This is a genomic window from Deltaproteobacteria bacterium, from assembly GCA_005879795.1.
Classification (GTDB): Bacteria; Desulfobacterota; Binatia; order DP-6; family DP-6; genus DP-6.
This window is the reverse complement of record VBKJ01000070.1, coordinates 1-21,222: the sequence shown is the minus strand read 5'-3', so window position 1 is coordinate 21,222 and position 21,222 is coordinate 1. Positions and strand designations below refer to the sequence as shown.

31 protein-coding genes are annotated in these 21,222 nt (G+C 73.5%); all 31 read right to left on the bottom strand.

Features of this window, described 5'->3' with window-relative positions; all coding sequences use genetic code 11:
* Window positions 1–260, bottom strand: a 260-nt coding sequence (locus E6J59_03740; GenBank protein TMB22526.1) for a hypothetical protein, incomplete at its 3' end; no start/stop codon positions are given.
* Window positions 257–1,498 (bottom strand): bifunctional folylpolyglutamate synthase/dihydrofolate synthase, encoded by a 1,242-nt coding sequence (locus E6J59_03735; GenBank protein ID TMB22530.1) that lies wholly within the window; start codon window positions 1,496–1,498, stop codon window positions 257–259. The genes E6J59_03735 and E6J59_03740, both read right to left, overlap by 4 nt.
* Before the next feature lie 71 nt (window positions 1,499–1,569).
* Entirely contained in the window at window positions 1,570–2,418 is an 849-nt protein-coding gene (locus E6J59_03730; GenBank protein ID TMB22525.1) for an acetyl-CoA carboxylase carboxyltransferase subunit beta, read from the bottom strand.
* The gene (locus E6J59_03725) at window positions 2,415–3,227 is read right to left on the bottom strand and encodes a tryptophan synthase subunit alpha (protein TMB22524.1); all 813 of its coding nucleotides are present in this window, start codon (window positions 3,225–3,227) and stop codon (window positions 2,415–2,417) included. The genes E6J59_03730 and E6J59_03725 overlap by 4 nt, the downstream gene beginning before the upstream one ends.
* Window positions 3,224–4,486 carry a tryptophan synthase subunit beta gene (gene trpB, locus E6J59_03720; protein ID TMB22523.1) on the bottom strand — a complete coding sequence of 421 codons (1,263 nt, stop codon included), beginning with the start codon at window positions 4,484–4,486 and terminating at the stop codon, window positions 3,224–3,226. The genes E6J59_03725 and trpB overlap by 4 nt, the downstream gene beginning before the upstream one ends.
* Entirely contained in the window at window positions 4,443–5,054 is a 612-nt protein-coding gene (locus E6J59_03715) for a phosphoribosylanthranilate isomerase (GenBank protein ID TMB22529.1), read from the bottom strand. Before E6J59_03715 ends, trpB begins: the two co-directional genes overlap by 44 nt.
* Window positions 5,045–5,830: an indole-3-glycerol phosphate synthase TrpC gene (gene trpC, locus E6J59_03710; GenBank protein ID TMB22522.1), complete on the bottom strand. Its 786-nt coding sequence runs from the start codon at window positions 5,828–5,830 to the stop codon at window positions 5,045–5,047. Before trpC ends, E6J59_03715 begins: the two co-directional genes overlap by 10 nt.
* Complete coding sequence (gene trpD / locus E6J59_03705) at window positions 5,827–6,858, bottom strand: anthranilate phosphoribosyltransferase (GenBank protein ID TMB22521.1); 1,032 nt, start codon at window positions 6,856–6,858, stop codon at window positions 5,827–5,829. Before trpD ends, trpC begins: the two co-directional genes overlap by 4 nt.
* A gap of 12 nt (window positions 6,859–6,870) precedes the next feature.
* Window positions 6,871–7,470, bottom strand: coding sequence for an aminodeoxychorismate/anthranilate synthase component II (locus E6J59_03700; protein TMB22520.1), 600 nt, complete (start codon window positions 7,468–7,470; stop codon window positions 6,871–6,873).
* Between the two features lie 5 nt (window positions 7,471–7,475).
* Entirely contained in the window at window positions 7,476–8,999 is a 1,524-nt protein-coding gene (trpE, locus tag E6J59_03695) for an anthranilate synthase component I (protein ID TMB22519.1), read from the bottom strand.
* The gene (locus tag E6J59_03690) at window positions 8,996–9,766 is read right to left on the bottom strand and encodes a hypothetical protein (GenBank protein TMB22518.1); all 771 of its coding nucleotides are present in this window, start codon (window positions 9,764–9,766) and stop codon (window positions 8,996–8,998) included. The genes trpE and E6J59_03690 overlap by 4 nt, the downstream gene beginning before the upstream one ends.
* 10 nt (window positions 9,767–9,776) lie before the next feature.
* Complete coding sequence (locus E6J59_03685) at window positions 9,777–11,429, bottom strand: arginine--tRNA ligase (protein ID TMB22517.1); 1,653 nt, start codon at window positions 11,427–11,429, stop codon at window positions 9,777–9,779.
* Window positions 11,430–11,650: 221 nt separating this feature from the next.
* Window positions 11,651–12,115 (bottom strand): 50S ribosomal protein L17, encoded by a 465-nt coding sequence (locus E6J59_03680; GenBank protein ID TMB22516.1) that lies wholly within the window; start codon window positions 12,113–12,115, stop codon window positions 11,651–11,653.
* Window positions 12,116–12,118: 3 nt separating this feature from the next.
* Entirely contained in the window at window positions 12,119–13,186 is a 1,068-nt protein-coding gene (locus E6J59_03675) for a DNA-directed RNA polymerase subunit alpha (protein TMB22515.1), read from the bottom strand.
* A gap of 20 nt (window positions 13,187–13,206) precedes the next feature.
* Window positions 13,207–13,833 carry a 30S ribosomal protein S4 gene (gene rpsD, locus E6J59_03670; protein TMB22514.1) on the bottom strand — a complete coding sequence of 209 codons (627 nt, stop codon included), beginning with the start codon at window positions 13,831–13,833 and terminating at the stop codon, window positions 13,207–13,209.
* A gap of 9 nt (window positions 13,834–13,842) precedes the next feature.
* Window positions 13,843–14,280 (bottom strand): 30S ribosomal protein S11, encoded by a 438-nt coding sequence (gene rpsK, locus E6J59_03665; protein ID TMB22513.1) that lies wholly within the window; start codon window positions 14,278–14,280, stop codon window positions 13,843–13,845.
* A gap of 9 nt (window positions 14,281–14,289) precedes the next feature.
* The gene (gene rpsM, locus E6J59_03660) at window positions 14,290–14,673 is read right to left on the bottom strand and encodes a 30S ribosomal protein S13 (GenBank protein TMB22512.1); all 384 of its coding nucleotides are present in this window, start codon (window positions 14,671–14,673) and stop codon (window positions 14,290–14,292) included.
* A gap of 4 nt (window positions 14,674–14,677) precedes the next feature.
* Window positions 14,678–14,791 carry a 50S ribosomal protein L36 gene (rpmJ, locus tag E6J59_03655; protein ID TMB22511.1) on the bottom strand — a complete coding sequence of 38 codons (114 nt, stop codon included), beginning with the start codon at window positions 14,789–14,791 and terminating at the stop codon, window positions 14,678–14,680.
* Window positions 14,792–14,835: 44 nt separating this feature from the next.
* Window positions 14,836–15,051, bottom strand: a complete 216-nt coding sequence (gene infA, locus E6J59_03650; GenBank protein TMB22510.1) for a translation initiation factor IF-1 — start codon at window positions 15,049–15,051, stop codon at window positions 14,836–14,838.
* Between the two features lie 14 nt (window positions 15,052–15,065).
* Complete coding sequence (gene map / locus E6J59_03645) at window positions 15,066–15,827, bottom strand: type I methionyl aminopeptidase (GenBank protein TMB22509.1); 762 nt, start codon at window positions 15,825–15,827, stop codon at window positions 15,066–15,068.
* Entirely contained in the window at window positions 15,827–16,465 is a 639-nt protein-coding gene (locus E6J59_03640; GenBank protein TMB22528.1) for an adenylate kinase, read from the bottom strand. The genes map and E6J59_03640 overlap by 1 nt, the downstream gene beginning before the upstream one ends.
* A gap of 10 nt (window positions 16,466–16,475) precedes the next feature.
* Window positions 16,476–17,780, bottom strand: a complete 1,305-nt coding sequence (secY, locus tag E6J59_03635) for a preprotein translocase subunit SecY (protein ID TMB22508.1) — start codon at window positions 17,778–17,780, stop codon at window positions 16,476–16,478.
* Complete coding sequence (locus E6J59_03630; protein ID TMB22527.1) at window positions 17,773–18,216, bottom strand: 50S ribosomal protein L15; 444 nt, start codon at window positions 18,214–18,216, stop codon at window positions 17,773–17,775. The genes secY and E6J59_03630 overlap by 8 nt, the downstream gene beginning before the upstream one ends.
* A 27-nt stretch (window positions 18,217–18,243) precedes the next feature.
* Window positions 18,244–18,426: a 50S ribosomal protein L30 gene (rpmD, locus tag E6J59_03625; GenBank protein TMB22507.1), complete on the bottom strand. Its 183-nt coding sequence runs from the start codon at window positions 18,424–18,426 to the stop codon at window positions 18,244–18,246.
* Window positions 18,423–18,956 carry a 30S ribosomal protein S5 gene (locus tag E6J59_03620; GenBank protein TMB22506.1) on the bottom strand — a complete coding sequence of 178 codons (534 nt, stop codon included), beginning with the start codon at window positions 18,954–18,956 and terminating at the stop codon, window positions 18,423–18,425. Before E6J59_03620 ends, rpmD begins: the two co-directional genes overlap by 4 nt.
* 10 nt (window positions 18,957–18,966) lie before the next feature.
* Window positions 18,967–19,332 carry a 50S ribosomal protein L18 gene (locus E6J59_03615; GenBank protein TMB22505.1) on the bottom strand — a complete coding sequence of 122 codons (366 nt, stop codon included), beginning with the start codon at window positions 19,330–19,332 and terminating at the stop codon, window positions 18,967–18,969.
* A complete protein-coding gene (locus tag E6J59_03610; protein ID TMB22504.1) occupies window positions 19,332–19,883 on the bottom strand; it encodes a 50S ribosomal protein L6 in 552 nt (183 codons plus the stop codon). Before E6J59_03610 ends, E6J59_03615 begins: the two co-directional genes overlap by 1 nt.
* 9 nt (window positions 19,884–19,892) lie before the next feature.
* Window positions 19,893–20,288 carry a 30S ribosomal protein S8 gene (gene rpsH / locus E6J59_03605; protein ID TMB22503.1) on the bottom strand — a complete coding sequence of 132 codons (396 nt, stop codon included), beginning with the start codon at window positions 20,286–20,288 and terminating at the stop codon, window positions 19,893–19,895.
* Window positions 20,289–20,327: 39 nt separating this feature from the next.
* Window positions 20,328–20,513, bottom strand: coding sequence for a type Z 30S ribosomal protein S14 (locus E6J59_03600; GenBank protein ID TMB22502.1), 186 nt, complete (start codon window positions 20,511–20,513; stop codon window positions 20,328–20,330).
* Between the two features lie 14 nt (window positions 20,514–20,527).
* A complete protein-coding gene (gene rplE, locus E6J59_03595) occupies window positions 20,528–21,070 on the bottom strand; it encodes a 50S ribosomal protein L5 (protein TMB22501.1) in 543 nt (180 codons plus the stop codon).
* 2 nt (window positions 21,071–21,072) lie between these two features.
* Window positions 21,073–21,222: 50S ribosomal protein L24 (locus tag E6J59_03590; protein TMB22500.1), on the bottom strand; the 150-nt coding region annotated here is incomplete at its 5' end.

Below are 21,222 nucleotides of genomic sequence, written 5' to 3'. Positions count from 1 at the left end.
CCGGAGAGGAAGAGCGTGATCTCGCCCGTGAAGGTCTCGCCCGAGCTCGCCGGGCCGCTCGGCGCCCCGGCCGGCTTGGCGCCCGGCGTGCGGTCCTCGATCGCGACCCCGGGCTCGGCGCCGACGGTGACCGTGCTGGCGGCTCCCGGCCCGGAGAGGACGCGGACCTCCGCCGCCGGCGCGGCCGCCGCGGCGACGAGGACGAGCGTCGAGCCGACCACCACGTGACGCGCGTGGGGCACCGCCCACCCGAGCCTCATGAGGCCGCCTCTGTAGCACCCGACCCCGGGGGCTGCCAGGGCTCGAAGAGCGCGCGCCGGCCGCCCAGCTCGGCGTACGCCTCGCCGACGAGGAAGAGCGAGCCGGTCACGAGCACGGCCTCGTCGGGGCCGGCCGAGGAGAGCGCCGCGCGCAGCGCGGTCGGCGCATCGTCGACCGCCAGGGCGGGCACGCGCCCCTGGAGCGCGTCGGCGAGGGCCTGCGGGTCGGCCGCGCGGCGGCCGACCCGGGTGACGATCACACGCGCGGAACGCTCGAGCAGCGGCTCGAGCATCGCGCGCCAGTCCTTGTCGGCCATCACCGCGAACACGAGGACGACCCGCCGCTCGCCCGCGACGCCCGGCAGCTCCGCGGCGAGCGCCGCGGCGCCCGCGGGATTGTGGGCCCCGTCGACGACGACGAGCGGCCGCTCGCGGAGGACGGCCAGCCGCCCGGGCCAGCGCACCGCGGCGAGACCGGCGCGCACCGCCTCCGGTGCGCACGGGAAGCGCTCGCGCACGAGCGCGAGCGCCGTCAGGGCTACGGCGGCATTGTCGCGCTGGAAGACCCCGGGGAGCGCCAGGCTCAAGTGGTCCCAGCTGGCGCCCGGGCCGCGGAAGGCGAGCCCGCCCGGGGCCTCCCCGAGCGCGGCGTCGGTACCCACCCGGGCGACCGGCGCGCCGACCTCCGCCGCGCGGGCGAGCACGACGCGCGCCGCCTCCTCCGGAAGCCGCCCGAGCGCGAGCGGTACGCCGGCCTTCAGGATGCCGGCCTTCTCCGCCGCGATCGCCGCCAGGTCGTGCCCGAGCCAGGCCTCGTGATCGAGCGCGATCGAGGTGATCGCCGTGACCGCCGGCCGGACCAGGTTGGTCGCGTCGAGGCGGCCGCCCAGGCCGACCTCGATCACCCCGACGTCGATGCCGACCCGTGCGAACCACTCGAACGCGATCAGGGTCGCGAACTCGAAGTGCGTGAGCACGATGCCCGCCGCCTCGAGGTCGGCGCGCAGCGCCGCGACCAATTCGACGACCGCCGCGCGCGGGATCGTCCGCCCCCCCATGCGGATGCGCTCGACGAAGTCGACCAGGTGAGGCGAGGTATAGAGGCCGGTCCGGTACCCGGCCGCGGTGAGGACCGCATCCAGCATGGCCGCCGTCGAGCCCTTGCCGTTCGTGCCGGCGACGTGGAGGGCGGGCCAGCGCGCCTCGGGATACCCGCGGCGCGCGAGCGCGGCGCCCATGCGCTCGAGCTTCAGGTCCCAGCCGGCCGACACCTCGAGACCGGCCAGGTAGGCGACGGTCTCCTCGTAGGTCACGGCGGCCGGCGCCGTCTGGGGGCGACGCGCGGGCCCGCGAGCAGGTCGAGCAGCCGCGCGAGCGTCGTGCGCAGCTCGGCGCGCGGCACGATGCGGTCGAGCATGCCGCGCTCGAGCAGGAACTCGGCACGCTGGAAGCCCGGCGGCAGCTTCTGGCGCATCGTCTGCTCGACGACGCGCGGCCCGGCGAAGCCGATGAGCGCGCCCGGCTCGGCCAGGTTGACGTCGCCCAGGAGGGCGAGCGAGGCTGCTACGCCGCCGGTGGTGGGGTCGGTCATCACCGAGAGGAACGGGACACCGCGGGTGCCGAGCCGCGCCAGCGCCGCGGCGATCTTCGCCATCTGGAGGAGCGAGAAGATGCCCTCCTGCATGCGCGCGCCGCCCGAGGCCGAGACCACGACCAGCGGGAGCCGCTTCGCGGCCGCGTGCTCGATGAGTCGCGTGAGGCGCTCGCCGACGCCGCTCCCCATGCTGCCGCCGAGGAAGGCGAAGTCGAACACCCCGAGCGCGACCGGATGGCCGCCGATGCGCGCCGTGCCGGTCAGGACCGCCTCGTTCCGTCCCGTCTCGCGCCGGACGGCGGCCAGCCGCTCCGCGTACGCGCGCCGGTCGCGGAAGCCGAGCGGGTCGGCCGCGCCCACCCGGGCGTCGCGCTCGCGGAGGGAGCGGGGGTCGACGGTGACGAGCAGGCGCTGCTCGAGCGTGAGGCGGAGGTGGTGGCCGCAGCGCGGGCAGACGAAGAGCCGCCGTTCGAGGACCTTCTTGGCGTTGATCTGCCCGCAGCCCGGGCACTTCTCCCACGCCGCCGGGCCCGCCTCGGGCGACGCGCGCTCGACCTCGCTCATGCGGTGCGCGCCGACGTCGCGGCCCCGATGGCCCTTCTGAGCCCGCCGACGAAGCTCGCCACCCGCGCCGGCGCCTCCCGCTCGCCCTCCTCCAGCAGGCGCGCGAGCGCGCTCCCCACGATGACCGCGTCGGCGAAGCCGGCGATCCAGGCGGCCTGCTCGGGGCGGGAGACGCCGAAGCCGACGCCGAGCGGGAGCGTCGTGACGGCGCGTGCGCCGCGCACCAGCGCCGGCAGCTCCGCGGGCAGCTCCGCGCGCGTGCCGGTCACCCCGAGCACCGATACGAAGTAGAGGAAGCCGCTCGCCGCACGCGCGATGGTGCGCACGCGCGCGATGGGCGTGGTGGGCGCGAGCAGTGCGATCAGATCGAGCCCGGCGCCGTGCGCCGCGGCGCGCAGATCGGCCGCCTCCTCGGGCGGCAGGTCGACGCACAGGAAGCCGTCCGCGCCGGCGGCCGCCGCGTCGGCCGCGATGCGCTCCACGCCGTAGCGGAAGAACGGGTTGTAGTAGCCGAACAGCACGATCGGCTGCGCGATCTCGCTGCGCAGCTTCGCCACCAGCTCGAGGACGCGCGGCAGCGTCATCCCGGCGGCGAGCGCGCGCGCCGCCGAGCGCTGGAGGACGGGGCCGTCGGCCATCGGATCCGAGAACGGCACGCCGAGCTCGATCACGTCGGCACCCTCGGCGACCGCGGCGCGCACCAGGTCGCGGGTGGTGGGGAGGTCCGGGTCCCCCGCCGTGAAGTACGGCACCAGCGCCACCTGGCCGCGCGCGCCGAGCGCCGCGAAGGTCCCCGCGATGCGGCTCACGCGAGCTTCACCCCGAGGTGCTCGGCGACCGTTCCCATGTCCTTGTCGCCGCGGCCGGAGAGGTTGACGAGCAGGATCTGGCGGCGGTCGAGGCGCGGGGCCAGGCGGACGGCGTGCGCCACCGCGTGCGCGCTCTCGAGCGCGGGGATGATGCCCTCGGTGGCGGTGAGCAGCCGGAGTCCCTCCACCGCCTCGTCGTCGGTCACGGTGACGTAGGCGGCGCGCCCGCTGTCGCGGAGATAGGCGTGCTCGGGGCCGACGCCGGGGTAGTCGAGGCCGGCGGAGATCGAGTGCGCGCTCCGGACCTGCCCGGTCTCGTCCTGGAGGAGATAGCTCTTGCTGCCGTGCAGCACGCCCACCTGCCCGGCCGTGAGCGGGGCCGCGTGCGCGCCCGTCTCGAGCCCGCGCCCCGCCGCCTCGACGCCGATCAGCTCGACGCGCCGGTCGCGGCGGAAGGCTTGGAAGAGCCCCAGGGCGTTGCTCCCGCCGCCGACACACGCGATGCACGCGTCAGGCAGCCGCCCGCAGGCGCGCAGCACCTGGCGGCGGGCCTCGTCGCCGATCACCGCCTGGAACTCGCGCACCATGAGCGGGTAGGGGTGCGGGCCGGCGACCGAGCCGATCACGTAGAAGGTGTCGCGCACGGTCGCGATCCAGTCGCGCAGCGCCTCGTTCATGGCGTCCTTGAGCGTGCGGCTCCCCGACTCGACCACGGTCACGGTCGCGCCGAGGAGCTTCATGCGAAAGACGTTGAGGCTCTGACGCCGCACGTCCTCGGCGCCCATGAAGATCTCGCAGCGCATGCCGAAGAGCGCCGCCACGGTCGCCGTCGCCACCCCGTGCTGCCCCGCGCCCGTCTCGGCGATGAGACGGGTCTTCTTGAGCCGGCGCGCGAGGAGCCCCTGGCCGATCGTGTTGTTGATCTTGTGCGCGCCGGTGTGGAGGAGGTCCTCGCGCTTCAGATAGATGCGCGCGCCGCCCAGGCGGCGCGAGAGACGGCGCGCGAAGTAGAGCGGCGTCGGCCGGCCCGCGTACTCGCGCAGCCAGGTTGCAAGCTCGCGCCGGAACGCCGCCTCGCGCCGGAGCCGCAGGTAGGCGCGCTCCAGCTCGATGAGCGCCGGCATCAGCGTCTCCGAGACGTAACGGCCGCCGTACTGACCGAAGTGACCGGCGGCGTCGGGGAGCGCCCTCGGGCTGTCGGGCCGCGCGGGGTGCCTAGGCAGCCTTGGCGCGGCGGATGAACTCCTCGATCTTGGCATGGTCCTTCCTCCCGGGGCGGGCCTCCACCCCGGACGCGACGTCGACGCCGAAGGGGCGCAGGGCGCGCACGACCTGGGCCACCGTGTCGGGGTGGAGCCCGCCGGCCACGAAGAGGCGCGCCACGGGCAGCCCGGCCGCAGCCGCGGGATCGAGCGCGACCCCCGTGCCGCCCGGCTGGCCGGCGACGAAGCTGTCGAGCAAGAGGTAGTCGGTCGGGTAGCGCGCGGCGAGCGCGGCCAGGTCCGTGCCCGGACGGGCGCGGATCGCCTTGATCGTCCGCCAGCCCCAGCCACGGCAGTATTCGGCGTCCTCGTCGCCGTGGAACTGGAGCGCGGAGAGGCCGACCCGCGCCGCGATCTCCTCGACCCGAGTGCGGGGCGCGTCGACGAAGACGCCCACCAGCGTGCCGCCGGGCACCGCCTGCGCGATGTCGCCCGCAGCCTCGGGGGTCACGGAGCGCGGGCTTCTCGGGTGGAAGTTGAGCCCCACGAAGTCGGCGCCGGCGGCGACGGCGGCGCGCGCGTCCTCGACCGTGCACACGCCGCAGATCTTCACCTTCACGGGCACCGGAGCCACTCCGCGAGGGCCGCGCCCGGGTCGGGCCGCTCCATGAACGCCTCCCCGACCAGAACGGCGTGCGCGCCGGCCGCCGTCATGCGGCGCACGTCGGCTGCCGAGCGGAGCCCGCTCTCCGCCACCACGAGCGCCCCCGCCGGCGCGCGCGGCGCGAGGCGCTCGAGCGTCGCGAGGGAGACGGCGAAGGTGGCGAGGTCGCGGTTGTTGATACCGACGAGGGTGGCGCCGAGCGCCGCCGCGCGCCCGAGCTCGGCCTCGGTGTGCACCTCGACCAGGACCTCGAGGCCAGCGGCCGCAGCCGCCGCCATCAGGTCGGCGCCCTGCCCTGCCCCGACCGCTGCGACGATCAGCAGCACCGCGTCGGCGCCGAAGGCGCGCGCCTCGTCGATCTGGTACGGGTCGATCAGGAAGTCCTTGCGCAGGCAGGGCAGCCCCGAGGCCGCACGCGCCGCGACCAGGTGCTCGAGCGCGCCCCCGAAGAACGGGCCGTCGGTCAGCACCGAGAGCGCCGCCGCCCCGGCCGCGGCGTAGGCGCGCGCGATGGCGGCGGGGTCGTACGCCCGGCGCATCTCGCCGCGCGAGGGGGAGGCGCGCTTCAGCTCCGCGACGACGGCCGGCGCCGGGCGGGCGGCGAGCGCGGCGCGGAAGCCGCGCCGCGGCTCGGCGTAGAGCGGCCGCTCGCGGAGGGCCGACGGCGGCGTCGCCTGACGGTGCGCCGCCACCTCATCGCGCTTGGCTGCGAGGATGTCGTCGAGCAGGGTCATCACGTGACCCGGTCCGCCCGCGCGGTCGTGAACGCGACCAGCCGCTCGAGGAGCGCGGATGCGCGCCCCCGATCGATCGCCGCCGCCGCGAACGCCGCCCCCTCGCGCAGGTCCGCCGCGCGGCCTGCCACCACGAGCGCCGCCGCGGCGTTCAGGCACACGACGTCCCGCCCCGGCCCGCGCTCGCCCCCGAGGATGGCGCGCAGCCGCTCGGCCGCCTCCGCCACCGAGCCGACGCGCAGCGCAGCGATCGGCGCCGGCCCGAGCCCCGCCTCGGCCGCGGTCACCGTGCGCAGGCGGACCGCGCCCCCGGCGAGCTCGGCCACCGCGCTCTCGCCCTCGAGCGCCAGCTCGTCGAGGCCGCCCGCGCCATGCACGACCCACGCGCGCTCGGTCCCGAGACGAGCGAGGACCTGCGCCACCGGCTCGAGCCAGCGCCGGTCGAACACGCCGATCACCTGGCGCCGTACGCGGGCGGGGTTGGCGAGCGGGCCGAGCAGGTTGAAGAGCGTGCGGATGCCGAGCTCGCGGCGTGGCGCGGCCGCGTGCCGCAGCGCCGGCTGCAGCGCCGGCGCGTAGAGGAAGGCGAAGCCCACCGTGCCGAGACACGCCGAGAGCGCCGGGGGCGAGAGCGTGAGCCCGACCCCGAGCGCCTCGAGGGCGTCCGCGCCACCCACCCCGCCCGACACGGCGCGGTTGCCGTGCTTGGCGACCGGGACGCCGGCGGCCGCGGCGACCAGGCCGGCGGCGGTCGAGACGTTGAGCGTGCCGGCGCCGTCGCCGCCGGTGCCGCAGGTGTCGATCGCGTCGGCCGGCACGTCAGGGATGGGCACGGCATGGGCGCGCAACACACGCGCCGCGCCTGCCAGCTCGGCGACCACCTCACCCTTCATGCGGAGCGCGACCAGCAGGCCGGCTACCTGCGCCGGGCTAGCCTCGCCCGAGAGCACCTCCTCCATGCACGCCGCCATCTCGGCCTCGGAGAGGTCGTGGCCGTGGACCACGCGCGCGATCGCCTTGCGGAGCGGCACCGCCCCTTCCCTTCAGGCGGCGCGCGCTGGCCGGCCGCCGCGCAGGCGAGCGAGGAAGTTGCCGAGCAGCCGCTTGCCCTCGGTGGTGAGGATCGACTCGGGGTGGAACTGCACGCCCTCGACGAACAGCGCGCGGTGCCGGACGCCCATGATCTCGTCCTCGGCGGTCCACGCCGAGCGCTCGAGCTCGGCCGGCAGCGTCGCGGGGTCGATCACCAGCGAGTGATAGCGCGTCGCCGCGAAGCCTTGCGGAACGCCCGCGAACAGCCCGCGCCCGTCGTGCAGGATGGGCGAGGTCTTCCCGTGCATGATGCGCCCGGCGCGCACGATCGCGCCGCCGAAGGCGGCGCCGATCGCCTGGTGCCCGAGGCAGACGCCGAGGATGGGGATCTCGCCCGCGAAGCGCTCGATCAACGGCACCGAGACGCCCGCCTCGCGCGGCGTGCACGGCCCGGGCGAGATCACGACGCCGTCGGGGCGGAGCGCCCCCACCTCCTCCAGCGTGACGGCGTCGTTGCGGCGTACGTCGACCGCGGCGCCGAGCTCGCCCAGGTACTGGACGAGGTTGTAGGTGAAGGAGTCGTAGTTGTCGATCATGAGGAGGCGCGGCATCGCCGTCACAGCGCCTCCGCCAGGCGCACCGCCTGCAGCATGGCGCGCGACTTGTTCAGGCACTCCCGGTGCTCCGCCTCGGGATCGGAGTCGGCGACGATGCCGGCGCCCGCCTGGACGTAAACGCGCCCGCCGCGGAACAGGACGAACCGAATGGTTATCGCCGTATCCATCGCGCCCGAGAACGCGAAGTAGCCGACCGCGCCGCCGTACACGCCGCGCCGGACCGGCTCGAGCTCCTCGATGATCTCCATGGCGCGGATCTTGGGCGCGCCGCTCAGCGTGCCGGCCGGGAAGGTGGCGCGGAAGGCGTCGAAGCAGTCGCTCCCGGGCGCCAGCGTGCCGCGCACGTTGGAGACCAGGTGCATGACGTGCGAATAGCGCTCGATCACGAAGCTCTCGGTCACCTGCACCGTGCCGGTCGCGGCGACGCGCCCCACGTCGTTCCGCCCCAGGTCGAGGAGCATGACGTGCTCGGCGCGCTCCTTGGGGTCGGCCGCCAGCTCGGCGGCGAGCGCCGCGTCCTCGCGCTCGACCGTGCCGCGCGGGCGCGTGCCGGCGATCGGACGCACCGTCACCTCGCCGCCCTCGACCCGCACCATCACCTCGGGCGAGGCGCCGGCGAGCGCGTGGTCGCCGAGCGCCAGGTAGAACATGTAGGGTGAGGGGTTCACGGTCCGGAGGCAGCGGTAGACGTTGAAGGGCGCCGCCGCGAGCGGCAGCTCGAAGCGCTGCGCCAGCACGACCTGGATGACGTCGCCGGCGCGGATGTACTCCTTGGCGCGTGCGACGATCTTCTCGTAGGCGGCCTGGGTGAAGTTCGAGCGCACCTCGCCGGGCGCCGCGTCGACCGGCGCGGGCTCGATCGGCGGCACCGCGAGGCGGGCGACCAGCGCGTCGATGCGCGCCACCGCGGCATCGTACGCCGCCTCGAGCGACTCGCCCCCGCGCACGTGCACGTGCGACACGACCTTGATCTTCTGCGCCACGTTGTCGAAGACGAGGAGACTCTCGGCGAGGAGCAGGCAGGCGTCCGGCAGCCCGAGGTCGTCGGTGGCGCGCTCGGGCAGCCGCTCGAAGGCACGCGCCATCTCGTAGCCGATGTAGCCGACGGCGCCGCCCGCGAAGCGCGGCAGGCCGGGGACGGCCACGGGGCGGTACTCCGCGAGCAGCCGCCGGAGCGCCTCGAACGGGTCGTCCACCGTGTGGCGCACCGGCGGGCGGCCCGGCGTCTCGATCTCGAGCGTGCGCCCGCGGCTGCGCCAGACGCGCGCCGGCTCGGTGCCGAGGAAGCTGTAGCGCCCCCACTTCTCGCCGCCCTCGACGCTCTCCAGGAGGAAGCCGTACGGCCCGCGATGGATCTTCAGGAACGCCGACACCGGCGTCTCCAGGTCGGCCAGGATCTCGCGGCAGACGGGGATCAGGTTTCCCTCGCGCGCGAGCGTCGCGAGGTCGCCGCGCGCGGGCCAGGTGGCCCCGGCGCGCAGCGTGCGCGCTTCGGCCGCCTCTGTGCGCGCTGCGCGCTTCATTCCGAGGCCACGAAGGCGTGCTCGATACCTTCGTGCTCGCGCAGGCGGTGCATCATCTCGGTCGCCTGCTCGGAGGTGGTGAAGCGGCCGACCTGCACGCGGTACCAGGTGTCGCCGTCGCGCACCACGCGTACCAGGTTGGCGTCGTAGCCGCGGCCGCGGAGCTGCTTCACGAGGTGATCGGCCTCGTCGCGGCCGCGGGTCGGGTTGGCGAGCACCGTGAAGCCGCCCGCGGGGGGCGGCGGGAGCGCCCTCGCGCTGCGCGGCGGCTCGGGCGGAGCGGCGTGCACCGGGGCCGGCAGCTTCGGCGCGACAAGCTTCTCGGGAACGTTCGCCGTCAGGTGGAACGGCCGCGGGCGCGGCTTGGCCGCGAGCGCCATCGGAGCGTGCCGCGCGGGCTTCGCCACCACCGGCGCCAGCGGGGGCGTCGCCGCCGCGGCCTGTCGCGGGAGCCCGGGCTCTGCCGGCGGGGCCGGCTTCGCCTCCTCGCGCACCCTTTCCGGCTCGGGCGCCCGCTCGGGGCCATGCTCGCCCATCAGCTTGTCGTAGAAGGCGAACTCGGGCTCCGCCTTCGGATGCTGCCCCCCGGGCGGCGGCGCGGAGGTGACGGCCAGGCGCATCACCTGCTGCTCGCCCAGGCTGCGCGCCTGCGAGCCCTTCCCGACGTAGAAGCCGAGGAGGTACACGACGCCGCAGGTGGCGATCCAGGCGACGAGGATGACCAGCCGATCTCCCAGCCCGAGCCCGCCGCGCGCCTCTCTCGCCATCCCCCCTCCTTCACATCCGCTCGGGCGCCGTCACGCCGGCCAGCCCGAGCGCGCCGCGCAGCACCTGCTGGACGGCGCACACCAGCGCGAGCCGAGCCTGCGTCAGCGCGCGGTCCTCGGTCAGGATGCGCTGCCGATTATAGTAGCGGTGGAAGGCGCCGGCCAGGTCGAGGGCGTGGAAAACGACGCGGTGGGGCTCCAGGTCGCGCGCCGCCGTCTCGACCACGTCGGGGTAGCTCGCGACCGCGCGCACCACCTCCACCTCGGGATCGCCGAGCGGCGACAGGTCCGGCTCGGCGGCGAGCGGGATGCCGCTCTCCGCCGCCTGGCGCAGCACGCTCGCGATGCGGGCGTACGCGTACTGCACGTAGAAGACGGGATTGTCGGTGCTCTGCTGCTTGGCGAGGTCCAGGTCGAACTCGAGGTGGCTGTCGGACTTGCGCATGAGGAAGAAGAAGCGTGCCGCGTCCACCCCCACCTCGTCGAGCAGCTCGTCGAGGGTCACGTACTCCGCCCGGCGCGTGGACATCTTCACCTGCTCGCCGTGCCGGGTGAGGGTCACGAACTGGTAGATGACCGGGCAGATGCGCGCCGCGTCGGCCCCCAGCGCGCGCAGCGCCGCCGCCACCTCCTGGTGCTCGGCGATGTGGTCGGCGCCGAGCACGTCGATGACGGCGTCGAAGCCGCGCGCGAGCTTGTCCAGATGATACGCGATGTCGGGCAGCCGGTAGGCGGGCTCGCCCGAGCTCTTGACCAGCACGCGGTCCTGCTCGAGGCCGACCGCCGCGCCGCGGAGCCACACCGCCCCCTCGCGCCGTTCGACCAGGCCGCGCGCCTCGAGCGCCGCCAGGGTGCGCTCGATCGCCCCCGAGCGGTAGAGCGAGTCTTCGTTGAAGTAGTGATCGAAGGCGATCCCGAGGCGCTCCTGCGTGGCGCGGATGGCGGCGAAGATCGATTGCTCGGCGGCGGCGCGGAACGCGGCCCCGTCGTCTCGGGCGAGCGCCGCACCGTGGCGCTCGACCAGGCCGCGCGCGATGTCGCGGACGTAGTCGCCCCGGTAGCCGTCCTCGGGGAAGCCGGCGGGCCCGCCGATGAGCTCCAGGTAGCGGGCCCGCACCGACTCGGCCAGCACCTTCATCTGCCGCCCGGCGTTGTTGAAGTAGTACTCGCGCTCGACCCGCCAGCCGGTCGCCACGAGCAGGCGCGCGAGCGTGTCGCCGATCACCGCGTTGCGCCCGTGGCCGACGGTGAGCGGGCCGGTCGGGTTGGCGCTCACGAACTCGACCTGCGCGCGGCGCCCGGCGCCCGCCGCCGAGCGCCCGTAGGCCTCGCCCGCGGCCAGCGCCTCGGCGAGCATCCGCTGCCAGAAGGCCGGCGCGAGGCGTATGTTGATGAAGCCGGGGCCCGCGACCTCCGGCGGCCCCTTGAGCCAGCCGCCAGGCGCCGCGGCCTCGAGGTGGCCGGCCAGCAGGCGGGCGATGGCTTGCGGCGGGCGGCCCTCGGCGCGCGCCAGGACGAGCGCGGCGTTGGTCGAGAGGTCACCGAACCTGGGATCGCCCGGCACCTCGACGGCGAAGGCCGGCGGCTCCTGCGCGCCGAGCTCGCCCGCGGCGATCGCCGCGCTCAGCGCCTGGCGGACGAGCCCTTCAACGTGGCGCTTCATCCCCGCCCCCCGAGCGCCAAAGACAGCCGCCGGGGTGCGGGTCCGGGACGCGGGGAGCCGGCATGGCGCTCCTTGTATGCGCCACCGCACGGGCGGTCAACTCTCCCGGGGGCCCGTCCAGTGCTCGGGCGCGGCGCCCTGCGCCCTTCCGATGCCCCCGGATCCCGTCGGCCGGCTCGAGCGCTCTCGCGCTCGGCCTCCCGCGCCGCCGGGGGGCCGGGTCAACCTGCCGCGGCCCGGCGACGGCGCGCCGGGGCGGCCTCCTTGCCCTTGGCCGGGGCGCGCCGGCGGGCCGGCTTCTTCGCGGGCGGCTTCTCGGCCTTCGCCCCCGCGCGCTCGACCAGCTCGACCACCGAGAGCGCCGCCGCATCCCCGTGGCGCGCGCCCAGCTTGACGACGCGTGTGTAGCCGCCCGCGCGGGAGGCAAAGCGCGGCGCGATCTCGTCGAAGAGCTTCTTCACGACGCTGCGCCGCCGGATGAGCGCGGCGGCGCGCCGGCGGGCGTGCAGCGTCCCCTGCTTGCCGAGGGTGACCATGCGGTCGCCCCAGCGGCGCAGCTCCTTCGCCTTGGCGTCGGTGGTGCGCACCACCTCGTGCTCGAGGAGCGCGGTCACCAGGTTGCGGAAGAGCGCACGGCGGTGGGCCGCCGTGCGCCCGAGCTTCACGCCGGCAACGCGGTGGCGCATGTCCTAGGACGTCTCCCTCTCCCGCTGTATGCGGCGGCGATCGAGCTCCTCGCGCGAGGGGAAGTTCTCGACCCGCATGCCGAGCGAGAGCCCCATCTCGTGCAGGAACTCCTTGATCTCGTTCAGCGATTTACGGCCGAAGTTCTTGGTCTTGAGCATCTCTTGCTCGGTCTTCTGCACCAGCTCGCCGATGTACTTGATGTCCGCGTTCTGCAGGCAATTGGCCGAGCGCACCGAGAGCTCGAGGTCGTCGACCGGGCGGTAGAGGGCCTCGTTCTGCGGCGCCTCGCCCCGCTCGCCGCCCTCGCCCGTCGCCGCCGACGGCTCCTCCTCGAAGTTCACGAAGATGCCGAGCTGCTGCTGGAAGATGCGCGCCGCGTGGGCGACCGCGTCCTCCGGCCGCACGCTCCCGTCGGTGTGCACCTCCAGCACCAGGCGGTCGTAGTCGGTCCGCTGCCCGACGCGTGCGTTGGTGACCGTGAAGTTCACCTTGGTGATGGGCGAGAAGATCGCGTCGATGGGGATGGTGCCGACCGCATCGTCCTCGCGCTTGTTGCGCTCGGCAGGCACGTAGCCGCGGCCCATGCGGATGACGAGCTCGGCGTCGAGCTCGGCGTCCTTGGCGAGGGTGGCGATGTGCTGGTGCGGGTTCAGGATCTCGACCCGCGGGCCGGCCTGGATGTCGCCCGCCGTGACCTCGCGCGGCCCCTTGGCCTGGATGCGCGCCGTCTCCTCGACCGCGCTGTCGTGCAGCTTGACTCGCACCTCCTTCAGGTTGAGCACGATGTCGGTCACGTCCTCGGTCACGCCCGGGACGGTGGAGAACTCGTGCAACACGCCCTTCACGCGCAGGGCGACGATGGACGCGCCCTGCAGCGAGGAGAGCAGCACGCGGCGAAGCGCGTTGCCGATCGTCGTGCCGTAGCCGCGCTCGAAGGGCTCCCCGAAGAACTTGCCATAGGTGGGCGTGAGGCTCTTCTCGTCGACCTCGAGCCGCTTCGGCTTGATCAGCTCGCGCCAGTCCTGGGCGAGGGTATCCGCGCTCTCCGTTTCGAGTGCTTCGAATTCCATGACACCTTCCTCTGCTCGCGTCACTTGGAGTAGAGCTCGACGACCAGCTTCTCGTTGATGGGCATCGTCAGGTCGGCCCGCACCGGGAACGCCTTCACCGTGCCGCTGAACGCCTGGGGTTCGACCTCGAGCCATTCGGGCACGCCGCGCCGCTGCGCCAGCTCGAGCGCCTCCTGGATGCGGGCGACCTTGCGGCTGCGCTCGCGCACGGAGACGATGTCCCCGCGCTTCACCAGGTAGGAGGGCACGTCGACCTTCTTGCCATTCACCCGGAAGTGTCCGTGGCGCACGAGCTGCCGCGCCTCGGCGCGCGAGGTGGAGAAGCCGAGCCGGTAGACGATGTTGTCGAGCCGGCGCTCGAGGAGCTGGAGCAGCGTCTCGCCGGTCACGCCGCGCGTCCGGTCGGCAAGCGTGAAGTAGCGACGGAACTGCGCCTCGAGCACGCCGTAGATGCGGCGCAGCTTCTGCTTCTCGCGCAGCTGGATGGAGTACTCGCTGAACTTCGGGCGTGCCTGGCCGTGCTCGCCGGGCGGATAGTTGCGCCGCTCGATGGCGCAGCGGTCGGTGTAGCAGCGCTCGCCCTTCAGGAAGAGCTTCAACCCCTCGCGCCGGCAGTGCCGGCAGACGGCCCCCGTGTATCGTGCCACGTCGACTCCTCAGACCCGCCGCCGCTTGGGCGGCCGGCAGCCGTTGTGCGGGATGGGGGTGACGTCCTTGATCAGGTTCACCGTGAATCCCGCCGCCTGGAGGCTGCGCAGCGCGGCCTCACGCCCCGCCCCCGGCCCCTTCACGAAGACCTGCACCTGGCGCATGCCGAGCTCGCCGGCCTTGCGCGCCGCGGCCTCGGCCGCCACCTGGGCGGCGAAGGGCGTGCCCTTGCGCGAGCCCTTGAAGCCGACCGCTCCCGCGCTCGACCATGCCACCACGTTGCCCTGCGCGTCGCTGATGCTGATGATGGTATTGTTGAAGGTGGAGTGGATGTGCACCACTCCCTCCGCCACCATGCGCTTCGCTTTCTTGCGGCGCGCCGACGCCGCCTCGGGCGCGGCCGCGGCCGGCTTCTCGGCGGCGGGCGCCTCCTTCTGCTTCGCCATCCCGAACCCTCATCCCTTCTGGGGCGGCGGCTTCTTGCCCGCGATGGCGCGCCGCGGCCCCTTGCGCGTGCGCGCGTTGGTGTGCGTCCGCTGGCCCCGCACCGGCAGGTTCCGCCGGTGGCGCAGCCCGCGGTAGCAGCCGAGGTCGACCATGCGCTTGATGCTCGCCGCGACGTCACGGCGCAGGTCGCCCTCGACCTTGTAGCCGGCGTCGATCGCGCGGCGCAGCCGCGTCGTCTCCTCGTCGGTCAGGTCGTCGGTCTTGCGCCCGGGATCGACGCGCGCCTCGGCGCACAGCTTGAGCGCCGCGCTCCGGCCGATGCCGTGGATGTACGTGAGGGCGATCTCCATGCGCTTGTTGCGCGGCAGATCCACTCCGGCGAGTCGCGCCATCCCCCTACCCCTGCCGCTGCTTGTGGCGCGGGTTGGTGCACAGCACGCGCACCACGCCCGCGCGGCGGATCACCTTGCACTTCTTGCAGATCGTCCTGATCGAAGCCCGCACCTTCATTTTGAATCCCTCACTTCGCTCGGGACCTCGCTCACGCTCGCGTCCTACCTCGTGCGCGCCGTGATCCGGCCCCGCGACAGGTCGAGCGGCGAGATCTCGACCGTCACCTTGTCGCCCGGCGCGATGCGAAGATACCGCATGCGCAGCGCGCCCGAGACGTGGGCCAGCACCTGGTGGCCGTTGTCGAGCAGCACGCGGACGAGCGCGTTCGGCATGAGCCGCGAGACGGTCCCGCTGACGGCGATCGCGTCGCCTTGCATGTCGCGTCGGGCCTTCAGGGTAAACTCAAAATATACGGGCCGTTGCCGGTCACCGCAACGGAGTGCTCGAAGTGCGCCGAGAGCCGCCCGTCGCGCGTCGCCGCCGTCCAGCCGTCCTCCTTGACGTAGACCTCGGGGCGCCCGGCGCACACCATCGGCTCTATGGCGACCACGAGGCCCTCCTCGAGGCGCACGCCCCGCGCGCCGGTGCGGTAGTTCGGCACCTGCGGATCCTCGTGCAGGCTGCGTCCGATGCCGTGGCCGACGAAGTCGCGCACCAGCGAGTAGCCCGCCGCCTCGGCCGTGTCCTGGATGGCGCCCGAGATGTCGGCCACGTGGCCGCCGGCCTGGGCCGCCTCGATGCCGGCCACGAGCGCCGCCCGGGTGACCTCCATCAGCCGCTCCGCCTCGGCCGTCACGCGCCCGACCGGCACGGTCAGGGCCGCGTCGCCGTAGTAGCCGCGGTAGCAGACCCCGAAGTCGAGTCCCACGATGTCTCCTTCGCGCAGCGTGCGCTTGCGCGACGGGATGCCGTGCACCACCTCGTCGTTGATCGAGATGCAGATCGAGGCGGGGAAGACGCGGCCGGCCACCGTGTAGCCCTTGAACGCCGGCCGCGCGCCGCGCCTGAGCGTCAGCTCCTCGGCGAGCGCGTCGAGCTCGGCGGTGGCGACGCCCGGCCGGACGTGCCCTCGCACCGCGGCCAGGATCTCGGCGACGATCACGTTCGCCCGCCGCATGTGCTCGATGTCGTCCTTCGACTTGAGCAGGATCATCACACGCTCGCCGCCAGGCGCCGGAAGACGTCCTCGGGGCTGCCGGCGCCGTCGACCTCGCGCAGGAGCCCGGCGGCCCGGTAGTGCTCGAGCACGGGCGCGGTCTCGCGCCCGTAGACCTCCATGCGGTGGCGCACGGTCTCCTCGCGGTCGTCGGCGCGCTGCACGAGCCGGCCGCCGCAGCGATCGCAGCGGTCCGCCTGCGCGGGTGGACCGAAGCGCAGGTGGAACATGGCGCCGCACTGCTCGCACACGCGCCGGCCGGCGAGGCGCTCGAGCGCGGCCTCGCGCGGCAGGGTGATCAGGAGGACGCCGCCGAGCGGCTGGCCGCGGCGCGCGAGCAGCGCGTCGAGCGCCCGCGCCTGCGCCAGCGTGCGCGGGAAACCGTCGAGGAGGAAGCCGCCCTGGCAGTCGGCGGCGTCGAGGCGCTCGGCGACGAGGTCGATCACGACCTCGTCGGGGACCAGCCGGCCCTGCTCCATGGAGCGCTTGGCCTCGAGCCCGAGTTGCGAGCCGCGGCGCGCCGCCTCGCGCAGCAGGTCGCCGGTCGAGACGTGGCACGCGCCGAAGCGGCTCGCCAGCAGCTTCGCCTGCGTCCCCTTGCCTGCGCCCGGCGTTCCCATAACGAGGTGCCTCAGCACGCCCGCCCTACCGCCGCCCCCGGATGCGGCCGCCCTTCATGAAGCCCTCGTAGCTGCGGGTGATCATGTGCGTCTCCATCGCCGACACCGTGTCGAGCGCGACGCCGACGACGATCAGGAGGGCCGTGCCGCCGAAGTAGAAGGGCACGTTGTAGCGGCTGATCAGGATGGTCGGCAGCACGCAGACCGCGGCCACGTAGAGCGCGCCCGTCAACGTGATGCGCGTGAGGATGCGGTCGATGTACTCCGCCGTCCTCGGCCCCGGCCGGATACCGGGGATGTAGCCGCCGAACTTCTTCATGTTGTCGGCGACGTCGGCCGGATTGAAGGTGACAGCCGTGTAGAAGTAGCAGAAGAAGACGATGAGCCCGACGTACACCAGCATGTAGAGCCAGCTGCCCGGCTGGAGGTGGTCCTGCACCCAGCGCGCCGCGGGGTGGTCGATGAAGCCGGTCACCGTGCTCGGGAAGAGGAGTATCGAGGAGGCGAAGATGGGCGGGATCACGCCCGAGGTGTTGATCTTGAGCGGCAGGTGCGAGCTCTGCCCGCTGTACATCCGCCGGCCCACCATGCGTTTGGCGTACGCCACCTGGATGCGACGCTGCGCGCGCTCCATGTAGATGATGGCCGCCACCACCGCGACCATGAGGAGCGCCATCGCGACCGCCCGGAAGATCGACCATTCGCCGTGCCGCACGAAGTTGGCGACCGTGCCCGCGGCGCCCGGCATCCCCGCCACGATGCCCGCGAAGATTATGAGCGAGATCCCGTTCCCGATGCCGCGCTCGCTGATCTGCTCGCCGAGCCACATGATGAAGGCGGTCCCGGTGGTGAGCGTGATCATGGTCATGATCCGGAAGTGCCAACCGGGCTCGAACACCACGCCGCCGCCCCCGGGGGCCTGGATGGTCTCCAGGCCGCGCGCGATGAACAGGCTCTGCACCATCGACAGCAGCACCGTGCCGTAGCGTGTGTACTGGGTGATCTTGCGCCGGCCGAGCTCACCCTCCTTGGAGAGCTTCTCCAGGTAGGGGATCACGACCGTGAGCAGCTGGAGGATGATGCTCGCGCTGATGTAGGGCATGATGCCGAGCGAGAAAATCGAGAAACGCTCGAGCGCGCCGCCCGTGAACACGCCGATCAGGCCGAGGAGGCCGCGCGCCTGGTCGAAGTAGGACTTGAGGGCGGCGGTGTCGATGCCGGGTGTCGGGATGGCGACCCCGAGGCGGTAGACGGCGAGGGCGACGGCGCTGAAGAGAAGCCGCCGCCTGAGCTCGGGCACCCGCGGGGCGTTGGCGAAGCCTTCAAGCATCGAGTACCTCCGCACTGCCGCCCGCGGCGGCGATCAGCTCCCGGGCGCGCTTGCTGAACGCCTGCAGCCGCACCGTGAGTGCGTGCGGCAGCGCGCCGTCGGCGAGGCACTTGACGGGATGGCGGCCGCGCACCAGCCCGCGCGCGCGCAGCTCCTCGGGCCCCACCATGCTGCCCGCGGGGAAGGCCGCGAGCTGGCCGAGGTTCACGATCGCGTACGGCACGCGCGCGACCGGGCGGAAGCCGCGCTTCGGGAGCCGCCGCTGGAGCGGCATCTGGCCGCCCTCGTAGCCGGGCGGGCTGTTGCCGCCCGAGCGCGAGCGCCGCCCCTTGTGGCCGCGGCCGGCCGTCTTGCCCTGGCCCGAGCCGGGGCCGCGGCCGACGCGCTTCGGCGCGCGGCTCGCCCCCGGGGCGGGATGGAGCTGTCCGAGATGCACGGGCCGCCCGTCGCTCGCGCTCATGCCCTACTCCTCCACCGCCACCAGGTGCGCCACCAGGCGCAGCATGCCGCGCACCGCGGGCGAGTCCTTGAGGAGCACCGCCTTGCCGCGCCGCGTGAGGCCGAGGCCGCGCAGGGTGGAGCGCTGGCGCGGGCTCGTCCCGATCGCGCTCCGGCTGAGGGTCGCCTTGACGATGCGATCCTTCATGCGCCGCGCAGCTCCGCCAGGTTCTTGCCGCGCAGCGCCGCGATCGCCTCCGGCGGGCGGAGCAGCTTGAGCGCGGCCATCGTCGCGCGCACCATGTTGTGCGGGTTGTTCGAGCCGATGCACTTGGTGAGGACGTTGGCGATGCCGGCCAGCTCCACCACCGCGCGCACGCCGCCGCCCGCGATCACGCCCGTGCCGTCGGAGGCGGGCTTGAGCAGCACCGTGCCGGCGCCGAAGTTGCCGGTCACCTCGTAGGGGATGGTGCCGTCGGTGATGGGCACCGCGAGGAGGCTCTTCTTGGCCTCGTCGATGCCCTTGCGGATCGCCTCCGGCACCTCCTTGGCCTTGCCGAGCCCGAAGCCGACGTGCCCGTTCTGGTCGCCCACCACCACCAGCGCGCTGAAGCTGAAGCGCCGGCCGCCCTTGACGACCTTCGCCACGCGGTTGATGTAGACGACCTTCTCCTTCAGCTCGACGCCGTGGGCGTCGGTGATGATGCGGCGAGGCCCGCCGGAGGAACGTTCCGCCATGGGTCCTTTCTCAGAACTTGAGTCCGCCCTCGCGCGCCCCGTCGGCGACGGCGCGCACGCGGCCGTGGTAGAGGAAGCCGTTGCGGTCGAACACGATCTCCTCGATTCCCTTCTCGCGGCAGCGCCGGGCGGCCAGGAGCCCCACCTGCTTGGCGGCGCTCACGTCCGCGGTCTTCTTGAGCTGCGCGCGCAGCTCGGGCGTGAGCGTCGAGACCGCGAGCAGCGTCCTGCCCGAGCTGTCGGCGATTACCTGCGCGTAGGTGTGCCGGCCGCTGCGGAAGACGGAGAGCCGGGGCCGCTCCTCGGTGCCGCGCACCCGCTTGCGCACCCGCGCCCGGCGGCGTCCCCGCGCGACGGCGGTGGGATTGGTTCGCATCAGCGCGCCCCCGCGGCGCCCGCCGCCTTCCCGGCCTTGCGGCGGATGCGCTCCTCGGCGTACTTGACGCCCTTCGCCTTGTAGGGCTCGGGCGGCCGGAGCTTGCGCAGCGCGGCCGCGGCTTGGCCGAGGAGCTCGCGGTCGGCGCCCTCGAGCGTGATCGCCACCTGGCGGTCGACCCTGGCGGAGAGCCCCGGCGGCAGCCGGAAGTGGATCGGGTGGGAGTAGCCGAGGGTCAGGACGACGACGCTGCCGCGGGCCTCGGCGCGGTAGCCGACGCCGCTCACCTCGAGCGCGCGCGTGAAGCCCTTGCTCACCCCGCGGATCATGTTGCCGACCAGCCGCTGCGTGAGTCCGTGCAGGCTCCTCGCGCGGCGCGAGTCGTCCGTGCGCGTCACCAGCACCCTGCCGCTCTCGACCGCGACCGTGACTCCCGGCGCCAGGCGCCGCTCGAGCTTCCCCTTCGGGCCCTCCACCCGCACCAGCCCGTCGCCGACCTGCACCTTCACGCCTGCAGGCACCGGGATGGGGAGCTTGCCGATCCGTGACATGACCAGAGCCTACCAGACCGTGCAGAGGAGCTCGCCGCCGACGTTCTCGCGCCGCGCGGTCCGATCCACCAGGATGCCCTTCGGGGTGGAGAGGACGTTGACGCCGAGCCCGCGCCGCACGGCCGGGATATCCTTGACGCCGACGTAGACGCGCAGGCTCGGCCGGCTCACGCGCTTGAGCCCGCTGATCACGGGCTTCCGCTGCGCGTCGTAGCGCAGGTCGATGCGCAGGACGTTGCACGGCGTGGCCTCCACCACCGTCATCCCCCCGAGGTAGCCCTCCTCCACCAGCACGCGGACGATCTCCTCCTTCTGGCGCGCCCACGGCACGTCGACGCTCGGCTTGCGGGCGTGGGCGGCGTTGCGGATGCGCGTCAGGAGGTCGGCGATGGGGTCAGTCGTCATGCGGGTCGGCTCTTCGGTTCGTCCATCGAAAACCCTCGCTCACCAGCTCGCTTTGGTGAGGCCGGGGATCTGCCCCTTGCGCGCGAGGTGGCGGAGACAGAGCCGGCACATGCGGAAGCGGCGATAGAAGGCGCGCGGGCGCCCGCACAGCGGGCAGCGGTTGTAGGCCCGCACCTTGAACTTCGGGGGGCGCGATGCCTTCACCATGAGACAGGTCTTTGCCATGATCACGTTTCCGTTCAAGCCCGGAAGGGCATGCCGAGTGCCTTCAAGAGCGCCTTCCCCGGCGCGTCGCTGCGCGCCGTCGTGCAGATGACCACCGTGAGGCCCTTGATCTTGTCCACCTTGTCGAGGTTGATCTCGGGGAAGATGACCTGCTCGCGGAGCCCGAGCGAGTAGTTGCCGCGCCCGTCGAAGGCGCGGTCGGGCACGCCCTTGAAGTCGCGCACGCGCGGCAGGGTCACGTTCACCAGCCGGTCGAAGAACTCGTACATGCGATCGCCGCGCAGGGTGACCATCGCCCCGATCGGCACGCCCTCGCGCAGCTTGAAGTTCGCGATCGCCTTCTTGGCGCGCGTGACCACGGGCTTCTGCCCGCTGATCGCCGCCAGCTCCTCGACCGCGGAGTCGAGCAGCTTGGGGTTCTGCGTCGCCTCGCCGAGCCCCATGTTGAGCACGATCTTCTCCAGGCGCGGCACGGCCAGCGCGTTCTCGAGGCCGAGGTCGCGCATGAGCGCGGGGGCGATCTCGGCGCGGTAGCGGTCGCGCAGGCGGGGGGGCATGCTCACTCGCCTCCCAGCGGCTCGCCGCAGCGCCGGCAGATGCGCTCGCCGCGGCCGTCCGGCAGCCGCCGGTGGCCGACGCGGGTCGGCTTGTTGCACCTGGGGCAGATGGGCACGACGTTGGAGAGGTAGATCGACGCCTCCTTCTCCTG

Coding starts and splice junctions, on each gene's coding strand:
- E6J59_03735 (TMB22530.1), bottom strand. CDS start 1,498: ATGGGCGCCGCGCTCGCGCGCCGCGGGTATCCCGAGGCGCGCTGGCCC.
- E6J59_03730 (TMB22525.1), bottom strand. CDS start 2,418: ATGAGCGAGGTCGAGCGCGCGTCGCCCGAGGCGGGCCCGGCGGCGTGG.
- trpB (TMB22523.1), bottom strand. CDS start 4,486: ATGCCAAGATCGAGGAGTTCATCCGCCGCGCCAAGGCTGCCTAGGCAC.
- E6J59_03700 (TMB22520.1), bottom strand. CDS start 7,470: ATGCCGCGCCTCCTCATGATCGACAACTACGACTCCTTCACCTACAAC.
- trpE (TMB22519.1), bottom strand. CDS start 8,999: ATGAAGCGCGCAGCGCGCACAGAGGCGGCCGAAGCGCGCACGCTGCGC.
- E6J59_03690 (TMB22518.1), bottom strand. CDS start 9,766: ATGGCGAGAGAGGCGCGCGGCGGGCTCGGGCTGGGAGATCGGCTGGTC.
- E6J59_03685 (TMB22517.1), bottom strand. CDS start 11,429: ATGAAGCGCCACGTTGAAGGGCTCGTCCGCCAGGCGCTGAGCGCGGCG.
- E6J59_03680 (TMB22516.1), bottom strand. CDS start 12,115: ATGCGCCACCGCGTTGCCGGCGTGAAGCTCGGGCGCACGGCGGCCCAC.
- E6J59_03675 (TMB22515.1), bottom strand. CDS start 13,186: ATGGAATTCGAAGCACTCGAAACGGAGAGCGCGGATACCCTCGCCCAG.
- rpsK (TMB22513.1), bottom strand. CDS start 14,280: ATGGCGAAGCAGAAGGAGGCGCCCGCCGCCGAGAAGCCGGCCGCGGCC.
- rpsM (TMB22512.1), bottom strand. CDS start 14,673: ATGGCGCGACTCGCCGGAGTGGATCTGCCGCGCAACAAGCGCATGGAG.
- rpmJ (TMB22511.1), bottom strand. CDS start 14,791: ATGAAGGTGCGGGCTTCGATCAGGACGATCTGCAAGAAGTGCAAGGTG.
- infA (TMB22510.1), bottom strand. CDS start 15,051: ATGCAAGGCGACGCGATCGCCGTCAGCGGGACCGTCTCGCGGCTCATG.
- map (TMB22509.1), bottom strand. CDS start 15,827: ATGATCCTGCTCAAGTCGAAGGACGACATCGAGCACATGCGGCGGGCG.
- secY (TMB22508.1), bottom strand. CDS start 17,780: ATGCTTGAAGGCTTCGCCAACGCCCCGCGGGTGCCCGAGCTCAGGCGG.
- rpmD (TMB22507.1), bottom strand. CDS start 18,426: ATGAAGGATCGCATCGTCAAGGCGACCCTCAGCCGGAGCGCGATCGGG.
- E6J59_03620 (TMB22506.1), bottom strand. CDS start 18,956: ATGGCGGAACGTTCCTCCGGCGGGCCTCGCCGCATCATCACCGACGCC.
- E6J59_03615 (TMB22505.1), bottom strand. CDS start 19,332: ATGCGAACCAATCCCACCGCCGTCGCGCGGGGACGCCGCCGGGCGCGG.
- E6J59_03610 (TMB22504.1), bottom strand. CDS start 19,883: ATGTCACGGATCGGCAAGCTCCCCATCCCGGTGCCTGCAGGCGTGAAG.
- rpsH (TMB22503.1), bottom strand. CDS start 20,288: ATGACGACTGACCCCATCGCCGACCTCCTGACGCGCATCCGCAACGCC.
- E6J59_03600 (TMB22502.1), bottom strand. CDS start 20,513: ATGGCAAAGACCTGTCTCATGGTGAAGGCATCGCGCCCCCCGAAGTTC.
- rplE (TMB22501.1), bottom strand. CDS start 21,070: ATGCCCCCCCGCCTGCGCGACCGCTACCGCGCCGAGATCGCCCCCGCG.